Here is a 9,658-nt window from a genome sequence, read left to right on the forward strand (position 1 = left end):
GCGATGATGGCCGAGACGTCGAGCATGGTGCGCAGATCGGTTTCGAGTCCACCGAACTTCGCCGGTGCTGCGATTCGGAATACGCCCGCGCGGCGGAGGGCGTCGACGGTGCCCTCGGAGAGGCGTCGTGCCTTCTCGTTCTCGGCGGCTCCGGCCTTCAGATCGGGCACGAGAGCTCGGAGATTGGCAATCACATCGGTTGCGGTCGCAACGGTCGGTACTTCGGTCGTCGTCATGGCGTCGCTTTCGGTTCGGCCCCGTACCTGTGAGGCGTGTCTCACGAACGTAGGCTTGCGTTGACTTCATGTCAATATTGACTTCGTGTCAATCGTATGGCGTAGTTGTGGGAACACCGTTGTCGAACGAAGGACCCCGGATGCTGAACATCACCATGACGCAGGAGCTTTCCGCCCCTCAGGACGAGGTGTGGTCAACTCTGTCCGACGTCATCACCTTCGAGAAGTGGCATGCCTTGCACGAGGAGTGGGTGCAGACGCCCCCGAGGGACCTCGAGGTCGGGTCGACGATAGTCGAGAAGATCAAGATCGCCAGCATCACCGACACCATCGAGTTCCAGGTCGAAAGTCTGCGTGCGCCGGAGGAATTGGTTCTGGTGGGAGCCGGATCCACCGGATCGATGATTCGGCTGACGATGAACTGCGCCGCCCGCGGCAGCGGATCAGCCGTCACGCTCGAGTTGGAGGTGACCAGTCCGCTGTTGTTCGGAGTGGTGGGCAAGGCGCTACAGGGAACGTTCAGGAAGAAGCTCACCGCCACTCTGAACGGACTCGCGGAGTACCTGGCGTGAAACGCCGATCGCCCCGCTCTTGCGAGCGGGGCGATCGTGGGGTGCAAGTTTCAGTCGAGAAGATCTGCGGCGTAGCCACTTTCGAGTCTGCGCTTGACGTCACCGAGGTAGCGGGCGGCATCGGCACCGTCGACGATGCGGTGGTCGTACGACAGTGAGAGGTACACGGTCGGAACGGTGCTGACGTCGGCATCGAGCGAGGAATTGACGACGGGATTGTCCGCCAACGCCTCCACCGCAGCTTTGACGAAGAACGGCAGATACGACAGTTTGTTCCCGGTTCGGTGCAGGAACGAGTCCTTGTTCTCGCGCCTGACCCGAGCAATCGCGGAGACCTCGGCTTCCACGACCGTCGTCAATTGCGCTGCCGTGTGCAGGGATTGAACCATTCGGGTGGCGATGGTTCGTCTGATTCGGGGCAGCTTCTCGATCCGGTCGGCCGTGGGTGCGGCGACCTCCGGCTCCTGATCGGCGGAAGTGACGTTCTCACCGAGCGAGGGCATCGCAACGGTGTCGGTGGTGACGGTCGCTGTCATGTCTTCTTTCGTGTGCTCGATGGGGCGGGTGTCAGTGATCGGTGACGTCGAGTGCGGCACCGACAATGGAGTCGGTATCGATCTTGTGGTGCTTGTACACCTCGTCGAGTGATCCGACCTGCCCGAAGTTGCTCACGCCCAACGATGTCGAGGCCACGCGGTTGACGGTGGCGAGGAACGCCAGAGTGTGCGGGTGGCCGTCGAGCACGGTCACCATGGGCGTCGCTCGATCGGCGGGCAGGAGTTGATCGAGAATCCACGATTCACCGACACCGCGTCCTTGCCTGGCTTGCAGCGCGCGGTAGAGCTCGCCGGGACTGGTGATGCACAGAACGTCTGCGATCACGCCGACCTTGCTCAATCGCTCGGCGGCCTCGAGTGCCTCGGTGATCACTGCTCCCATCGCCGCGATGGTCACCGTCGCACCGTCCCGACGCACCAGTGGGTATCCGCCGGCCACGACCTGGCGTCGGCGACGTTCTCGTGCCGCCGGGTCGGTGGGGACGTCGGCCTTCGACTGGTCGACGGGTCGCGTCGACAACCGTAGGTAGGCCGAGGTTCCGTCGGGCCGGCCCAGCCGCGCGATGCTGGCGAGCAGGGTCCATTCGACGTCGATGGCGAATGCGGGTTCGTAGCTGATGCAGCCGGGTTGTTCGAGACCGATCGACGGTGTCTTGATCGATTGGTGCGCACCACCTTCCGCAGCCAGTGTGACTCCGGACGGAGTGCCGACGAGGATCGATTGACCGCCGGCGTAGATGCCGTACGACCACGGTTCGAGGGCGCGTTCGACGAACGGGTCGTACATGACGCCGATCGGGAACAGCGGCTGTCCCCATCGGCTCCACGTGGCACCGAGTTCGCCCATCAGTCCCACGAGGTTGGTCTCGGCGATGCCGAGTTCCATGTGCTGACCGCTCGGTCCCTCGCGCCAGTGCATGATCGTCTCGGCGTCGTCACCGAACCAGTCGTGCCGATCGGACGAGGACCACACACCGACTTTGTTGACCCAGCCGCCGAGGTTGGTGGTGGAGCTGACGTCGGGGCTCACTGTCACAACCCTTTTCGCTGCTTCCGGGGCCTCACGCGTGAGGTCTATCAGTGTGCGGCCGAGGGCAGCCTGGGTGGTGGCGGTGCCCTTCGGTGTGCGCCCGATGTCGGTGGGAACGGCAGGGGGGTTCGACGCCGGAACCGGTTCGCGGCGTAGCCGTTCCGCGGTGGCAGCGCACAGCCGTCCCGGTGCGCTGTCGTCGTCGAAGCGACCCCACGGCGCAGCGGGATCCAGGTCGAGGCTGCGAGCGAGCTCCGCGTACTCGTCGACGGTCAACAGTGAGGAGTGGTTCTGCGGATGTCCCTGAGTGGGCAGACCGAAGCCCTTGACCGTGTACGCGACGATCACGGTGGGCCGGGTGTCGTCGATGCGAGAGTAGGCCTCGCGCAACGCATCCAGATCGTGTCCGCCGAGGTTGCGAATCGACTCGGTCAGCAGTGTGTCGTCGAGATCGGCGATCAGTTCGGCGATCGCTGCGGCGTCGGGCCCGGATCCTGGAAGGCGGGTGCGCACCTCGTCGGCGCTGCAGCGCAGCAAGCGCTGATACTCGGGGTTCGGCATGTCCAGAATTCGGGTGCGGAGTGCGTCGCCGCCCGGCTTGGCGAAGAGGTCTTCGAGCAATCGGCCGAACTTGACGGTGATGACCTGCCAGCCGGCAGCGTCGAACATCTTCTCGAGCCGCCGCGCCGCGATGTTGGGGACCACTCGGTCCAGCGACTGCCGGTTGAGGTCGACGATCCACACGATCTCGCCGAGCTCGGTGATGCCCGGGTCGATGACGGCTTCCCAGACTGCGCCTTCGTCGAGTTCGGCGTCACCGACCAGTGAGTACTGCCGTCCGCTGAATCCCGATGTCCTGGGGGCGGAATCATCGGCACCGAACCGACCCTCGACGAAGCGTCGGGACATCGCACCCCAGATCGGGGCCGTGGCACCGATGCCGACCGATCCGGTGGAGTAGTCGACGGTGTCGGGGTCCTTGGCCCGGGACGGGTAGGACTGCAGTCCGCCGTACGAGCGGAGAGTCGTCAGGTACTTCTCGTCCAACTCGCCCAGAAGGTAGTTGATCGCGTGCAGCACCGGCGAGGCGTGGGGTTTGACCGACACGCGGTCGCCGGGCTGCAGCTGCTCGAACCACAGTGAGGTCATGATCGAGACCATCGACGCGCAGGACGCCTGGTGGCCGCCGACCTTCAACCCTGTCGGATTGGGCCGAATTCGATTGGCATGGTGAATCATCGACGTCGACAACCACAGCACCCGCAGAGCGATGTCGTGCAGGTCTTCGCCGTCACCGGCAGACGAACGGCGGTCGGCGGGGCTGATGCTGGTCATGACAGAGGGCTCCTGAGTCGACGGTGAAGAACGTCCTGATGCCGGCCGAGGCCGAGAGGGTGAATGAGAACGCGGACGACGCGGGACCGAGTGTGGTCCGGTGGCCCGGGCAGGCGTTCGGGTTGCGAATCGCCGAGAGAGTGCAACTGAGCTGCGATGGGGGACAGTGGACCAGGCGTCTACCCAGCTGCGCAAGTGTTGCCGTTCGAATGGTGCAGATTGCTCAATTCGAGTCCTGTGAGGGGCTCGACCTTGGTCCTACTGATCCCGATTACCCGTCTCCAGAGGCGAGTGTGTTGCCGCCACGACAGCCTCGAAGGTGTCGACGATCAATTCGACCACCGCATCGAGTTCGAGATCGGGGGTGTCGAAATACGCGTCGGCCGTTCTATCGAGAAAGCCGGTCCACCCGGAGATGGCGGCACTCTGCAACGCAGACAGGGGTTCCGAGAGCTCGGCGAGGGCCGCGACCTGCTGAGCGCCCTCCGCGCGGGCCTTCCGGACGGCGTCTTCGACGACGGAATCGCCCAGTTCTCCCTCGCGGATCACCCGGACGTAGAGGGCGCGGTGTCGTTCGAGGAACTCGATGTGTCGGCGCACGAAACCTTCCACGCGGGCCCGCACGGACTGCTCACCGGCCTCGGGTTCCTGGAATTCGGCCAGGTTCGCCAGGACGTCGGCCAGCGCTGCCGCGACGAGGCCCTGTTTGTCGGTGAAGTAGTAGAACAGCAGCCCGTGGGCCACTCCTGCGCGACGCGATATGGCCGCTGCGCTGATGTCGGCGCTCTTGCCCTCGGCCAGGAGCTCGATCGCGGCGTCGATCAGCGCTTGGCGACGGTCTTTCCGAGGGCGGGCACGGTGGGACCGCTCGGCTCCGGGAGGCGGGTTGGTCGACACCGATCCGACACTAGCGCACCACACGCAGACCATCCTGACCTTCGTTCAAATTCTTGACCAGTAGTCAAAGTGGACGTAGCGTCGGTCACAACAATTGACCCGAAGAAAGGTCGTTCGATGAGTACGACGCAGGATGCAGGGAGTCGGAAAGCGCCGAGGGTGGCGCCCGATCTCATCGCCCACTGGGTGGTCAAGTCCGCTCGCACCGAGGAGATGGTGCGGTGGTACGGAGCGGTGTTCGGTGCCGAGATCGTCTATCAGGACGAGGGAATCACGTTCCTGACCTGGGACGACGAGTCGCACCGGTTGGCGATCATCGCAGTGCCGAAGCCCGTCAGGTTCCTGTTCCCGTTCGCCAAGTTCAGGCGCAAGGCCTACGGAATCGACCACATCGCGCTGACGTTCCACTCCCTCGAGCGGCTGCTGGAGAACTATGTGCGACTCAAGCGAATGGACATCCTCCCCGTCTGGTCGATCAATCACGGGCCGACGATCTCGCTCTACTACGAGGATCCCGACGGGGTGCGGCTCGAGTTCCAGGTCGAGAACTTCGACGCCGAGAACACCGCGGCATTCTTCTTCACCGAGGAGTTCGCCAAGAACCCCATCGGCGTCAACATCGACCCCGATTACCTGCTCAGTCAGCTGCGCAACGGCGTGCCCCACGAGGAGCTTCGCCGACGCGAGGCCGGAACTCGGCCCGGGCGTCCGGTCGTCGCGAACAAGAAGACCATCACGCCGAAAACTCTGTGACACAACAAGCTGCTGATCCAACGAGGGGGAGGAAGAATCACATGTCTGTCAACGTAGTTCGAACAGTCGACGGTTGGTGGCGTCTCGACGGCGACCGTGCAATCCGTATCGACACCGAGGCCCAGACCACCCGCGAACTTCTCGCCGACCGCGGTGCCATCACGGGTGCGTCGGGTGCGGGTACGAGTGTCGGCGAGCTAGAGCTCGTCTCTCCGATCACCACGCCGTGCCGGGTGGTGGCGCAGCTGCTCAACTATCGATCCCACGCGATCGATGCCGGCTCCGACCCGAACACGTTGCAGCCGACGTTCTTTCGTAAGTCCTCGGCGTCGGTCTCCGGCCCGTTCGATCCCATTCGTCAACCGGCCGAGGTAGCGCTGCTGGATTACGAGATCGAACTCGGAATCGTCGTCGGTGCCGAGATCCCGATCGGTACGACGGTCACCGACGACAACCTTTCGGACTACGTGGCCGGTGTGGTCGTGGCCAACGATGTATCCGCTCGTGAGATCCAGCTGACGAAAGTCCAGGTCTACGAGAGCAAGTCGTATCCCACGTTCACCCCGCTCGGCCCGAGGTTGGTGTTGCTCGACAACGACGAGCTTCGCCGCATCCCCGAGTTGCACATGACGCTGGCCGTCAACGGCGAGACCCGCCAGGACCAGACGATCGGCAACGACCTCATCACTCCGCCGGCCGAGGTGCTCACCAGGTTGGCCCGCTTTCAGAACATGACCGCCGGTGACGTCCTCCTCACCGGAACTCCCATCGGGACAGCCATTTCCGCGCCACCGAGGATCGTGCAGAAGATCGGTGAGCTGATTCCACCGGCTCTGAAGTGGAAGTTCTTCTTCGCCCGGCAGGCGAAGAATCCGAAATATCTCTCGGTGGACGACGTGATCACCGCCGGTATCAAGACCACCGACGGGACCATCGATCTGGGAACTCAGGAGACGGTGGTCCGATGACTGCGCCGATCGTCGTGGTCGGGGCGGGACCGGCCGGCTGTACCGCCGCATTGCTGTTGGCGCGTAGAGGGATTCGCAGCGTTGTGCTCGAGCGACGAGGTGCGCCGCTGTTCCATCCTGCCGCGCACGTGATCAATGCGCGCACCCTCGAGATCTGGAACGAGTGCAGCCCGGAGCTGGCCCGCTCCATCGCTGCGATGTCGCCACCGCACGAGACGGTCAATCTGATCAGCTGGTACGGCGATCTCGCGGACGAGGCCATCGGTTCGATCGACCTGCTCTCGGACCCCGAGCGTAAGGCCATCGTCGAGAGCCAGAGCCCGTTCCTGGTCTCGCACATCGGTCAGCATCTGCTGATGCCTGCCCTGTGGGATGCGCTCGACGCCGAACCGTTGGTCGAGTTCAGGCGCGGTTGCGCTGTCGAGTCCGTCGAATCCGACTCGTCCAGCGCTCGTGTTCGTGGGCGTTGTGCGAGTGGCATCACCGATATCGAGGCCCAGTACGTGCTCGCGTGCGACGGTGCCAACAGTGCGACCAGGGACGGTACCGGGGTCGGTCTGACCGGACCGGTGCTGGCAAACATGGGAAGCGCCTTCTTCACCTCGAAGACGCTGTTTCCCGACGATGCTCGGCCGCTGCTCAGTTGGATCTACACGCCCGAGCTGTGCGGCGTGATGATCGCGCACGCCGACCATCGATACATTCTGATGACCGCCTACCTGCACCCCGAGCAGGAGATCGCCAAGGACAGTCGAGCGTTCTGGTTGCGCACACTGCCGAAGGTGTTGGGCGATCACGAGTTCGATCTGGAATCGACCGGAACCTGGGTGATGACCTCGCAGACCGCCGATGCGTTCCGACAAGGTCGTTTGTTCCTGCTCGGCGATGCGGCACACCGGTTTCCGCACACCGGCGGTTTCGGCCTGAACTCGGGTGTTCAGGACGCCCACAATCTGGCATGGAAGCTCGACGCGGTGCTGTCGGGCGACGCCTCCGATTCCCTGTTGGACACCTACGAGACGGAACGCCGCCCGGTGGTGGAGAAGTTCGCCGAGCAGAGTGTGGCGAACCATTTCCGGATGGACGACATCGGCAAGAGAGTGGGCATCACCAACAAGATGTTGGCGAAGGCGACACAGGTGATGGGACGTCCACCGCTGAACAAGATTCCAGGAAAGTTGATCGCGCCACTGGCCGCGGGGGCGACACGGCGGCAGATGGCGCGCTCGCAGAAGGTGAACCCCGGCGCGCCCGGTTCGGCTCGGCTTCGCCGCGAGATCGCCGACGCGATTCCGGGTCAGGTGGAGCATTTCGTCTCGATCGGCCTGCAGTTCGGCTATCTGTACGCCAGTTCGTTGATCGCGCAGGATCCTGCGACCAAGCCTGCCGAAGACGTGGTGGACTACCTGCCCACCACGTACCCCGGTGCCCGCCTTCCGCACGCGGTCCTGTCGGTGAACGGCACCTCGGTGGATGCGCACGGCACTCTGGATCGAAACAAGTTGACGCTGCTGACATTTGCCGGCCGCGAGTGGGATCCGGTGGTGTCCGAGCTCGACGCAGGCGGCCCAGGGGTGGTCATGGTTGCAGCCGACGCGCCGTCGGGCACCGATCGTGACCGGTTGATCGACCTGTACGAGGTAGGTACTTCCGGGGCGGTACTGGTGCGACCCGACGGACATGTTGCCTGGCGTACAACAGGTTCGGCCAGCGAGGCCGGAACGACGCTGGCCGATTTCCTCGAGACACGGTGGCGCAGCGTGTACGACGTCGCACGGTCCCGGATCTGACTGTCTGCGCAGCGTCGCACGAGAGATGGAGAGACAATGCCCAATCCCGACCGGGTACGTTGGCAGAGCATCGATTGGCAGGGCTCGACACGAGACGTTCTCGTGGAGGGCAAACGAATTCGCTTGGTCGATCTGAACCCGAGCGGCAGCGGCGAGGTGGTGATCTTCCTCCACGGGATCGCGGCGAGTTGGCGTTGGTTCGTCGAGATCCTGCCGGAGGTGGCGCGGACGCATCGGGCGATCGCAGTCGATCTTCCGGGGTTCGGTGACTCGCAATTCTCGCGTGCCGGTGTCAGTTTCGAGGGCATGGCGCGTGCGGTGGCGGCGGTGTGCGATGCGCTCGAGGTACCGAGAGCGACCGTCGTCGGGCATTCGATGGGCTCCATCGTGGCCACCCGCCTGGCGATCGAGCGCCCCGATCTGGTCGAGCGACTCGTCATCACCGGTGGACCCATTCTGTCGCTCACCGGCCTGGCGAGAAGCCCGGTCAAGACCTTTCGCAACCAACCACGCTCGGTGGCAACGCTTCTGATGGAATTGGTCACGATCGGTATGCCGCTTCCTGCACGCCTTGCCCGCAGAGTTGCGCATTCGCCCACTGCGCTGTCTTTGGTGCTCGGGCCGTTCGTGGAGGCACCGCGACAGCTGGATCCGCAGGTGATGGAACAGGTCATGGCCAAACTGGGCGCGACCGGGTCGTTTCCTTCCCTGCTGTCGACTGTCGCGAGCGACCCCAGCGCCGATCTGCACCGCATCACGTGTCCGACGCGGATCATCAGGGGACCGGGAGACCCCCTGTCTCCGCCGTCCGACGTCGAGCGGTTCCTGAAGGCGGTTCCCGCTGCCTCGTCGGTCGATATCGAGGGAACAGGTCACTGGCCCCACATCGAGATGCCCGAGCGATTCCTCGCCGAACTCGAGGCATTTCTGAACGACCGGACGTGATGGATCCAGATACGGATGCGGGCGGTCCCCGATACAGTGCGCGCATGCACAAAGTACCTCGCGCGATTCGGGCCATGGGCATCAATGCGGTCCGTCTGTACAACCGCCTCGAAGTGTCCGTGGCGCAACCGGTTCCCGACGAGCCCGTACTGTTCGTGTGCAATCACGGATTCGGCGGAGTGATCGATCTGAACGTCTTCGCGTTCTCGGCTGCGTACGACGATCTGAACCTGTCCAGGGAGATCATCGCGTTGACGCACCAGATCGCGTGGACACTGCGTGCCGGGAAATTGCTCGAGCCGTTCGGCGCGCGGCCGGCCGCGCGAGAGAACGCTCTCGACGCATTCGAGCAGGGACACAATGTTCTGGTCTTTCCCGGCGGCGACCTCGATGCACTGAAGTCGTGGCGGCACCGAAACGAAATCGTCTTCGCCGGACGCAGTGGTTACGCGCGTCTCGCGATGGAAGCCGGGGTGCCGATAGTTCCGGTCGTGACCGCGGGCGCGGGTGAGTCACTCCTCGTCCTCAGCAGTGGTCGTCGCATCGCCAAGGCGCTCCGATTGAACAAGACGGCA

The 9,658-nt window shown here is 64.0% G+C and carries 9 protein-coding genes and 1 pseudogene; 6 read left to right on the forward strand and 4 right to left on the reverse strand.

The features are described from left to right. Positions 1 to 236 (reverse strand): annotated as a pseudogene (locus A2J02_RS08655) (oxidoreductase); the annotation flags it as partial. Between the two features lie 140 nt (positions 237 to 376). On the opposite strand from A2J02_RS08655, the gene A2J02_RS08660 reads away from it, so the two are divergent. Then, positions 377 to 808 carry a type II toxin-antitoxin system Rv0910 family toxin gene (locus A2J02_RS08660; RefSeq protein WP_068049319.1) on the forward strand — a complete coding sequence of 144 codons (432 nt, stop codon included), beginning with the start codon at positions 377 to 379 and terminating at the stop codon, positions 806 to 808. Between the two features lie 50 nt (positions 809 to 858). Here the strand turns inward: A2J02_RS08660 and A2J02_RS08665 are convergent, their stop codons facing one another. The 3 genes from A2J02_RS08665 to A2J02_RS08675 form a co-directional block, all read right to left on the reverse strand. Further along, the gene (locus A2J02_RS08665) at positions 859 to 1,344 is read right to left on the reverse strand and encodes a 2-oxo acid dehydrogenase subunit E2 (RefSeq protein ID WP_082898714.1); all 486 of its coding nucleotides are present in this window, start codon (positions 1,342 to 1,344) and stop codon (positions 859 to 861) included. A 31-nt stretch (positions 1,345 to 1,375) separates the two neighbouring features. Beyond that, the gene (locus A2J02_RS08670) at positions 1,376 to 3,730 is read right to left on the reverse strand and encodes a transketolase-like TK C-terminal-containing protein (RefSeq protein WP_068049322.1); all 2,355 of its coding nucleotides are present in this window, start codon (positions 3,728 to 3,730) and stop codon (positions 1,376 to 1,378) included. A 258-nt stretch (positions 3,731 to 3,988) separates the two neighbouring features. After that, on the reverse strand, positions 3,989 to 4,627 hold the full coding sequence (locus A2J02_RS08675) for a TetR/AcrR family transcriptional regulator (RefSeq protein ID WP_197477978.1): 639 nt from the start codon (positions 4,625 to 4,627) through the stop codon (positions 3,989 to 3,991). Positions 4,628 to 4,744: 117 nt separating this feature from the next. Here A2J02_RS08675 and A2J02_RS08680 point away from each other — a divergent pair, with 117 nt between their 5' ends. The 5 genes from A2J02_RS08680 to A2J02_RS08700 all read left to right on the forward strand — a co-directional run. Further along, positions 4,745 to 5,380 carry a VOC family protein gene (locus A2J02_RS08680; protein ID WP_068049325.1) on the forward strand — a complete coding sequence of 212 codons (636 nt, stop codon included), beginning with the start codon at positions 4,745 to 4,747 and terminating at the stop codon, positions 5,378 to 5,380. Between the two features lie 41 nt (positions 5,381 to 5,421). Beyond that, a complete protein-coding gene (locus A2J02_RS08685; protein WP_068049327.1) occupies positions 5,422 to 6,348 on the forward strand; it encodes a fumarylacetoacetate hydrolase family protein in 927 nt (308 codons plus the stop codon). Beyond that, positions 6,345 to 8,138 carry an FAD-dependent monooxygenase gene (locus tag A2J02_RS08690; RefSeq protein ID WP_068049328.1) on the forward strand — a complete coding sequence of 598 codons (1,794 nt, stop codon included), beginning with the start codon at positions 6,345 to 6,347 and terminating at the stop codon, positions 8,136 to 8,138. The genes A2J02_RS08685 and A2J02_RS08690 overlap by 4 nt, the downstream gene beginning before the upstream one ends. A 36-nt stretch (positions 8,139 to 8,174) precedes the next feature. Then, positions 8,175 to 9,083: an alpha/beta fold hydrolase gene (locus A2J02_RS08695; protein WP_068049330.1), complete on the forward strand. Its 909-nt coding sequence runs from the start codon at positions 8,175 to 8,177 to the stop codon at positions 9,081 to 9,083. A 44-nt stretch (positions 9,084 to 9,127) separates the two neighbouring features. Beyond that, positions 9,128 to 9,658 (forward strand): 1-acyl-sn-glycerol-3-phosphate acyltransferase (locus A2J02_RS08700; RefSeq protein WP_068049332.1); only part of this gene is annotated, 531 nt, incomplete at its 3' end.

The organism is Rhodococcus sp. EPR-147, assembly GCF_001647185.1.
Lineage (GTDB): Bacteria > Actinomycetota > Actinomycetes > Mycobacteriales > Mycobacteriaceae > Rhodococcoides.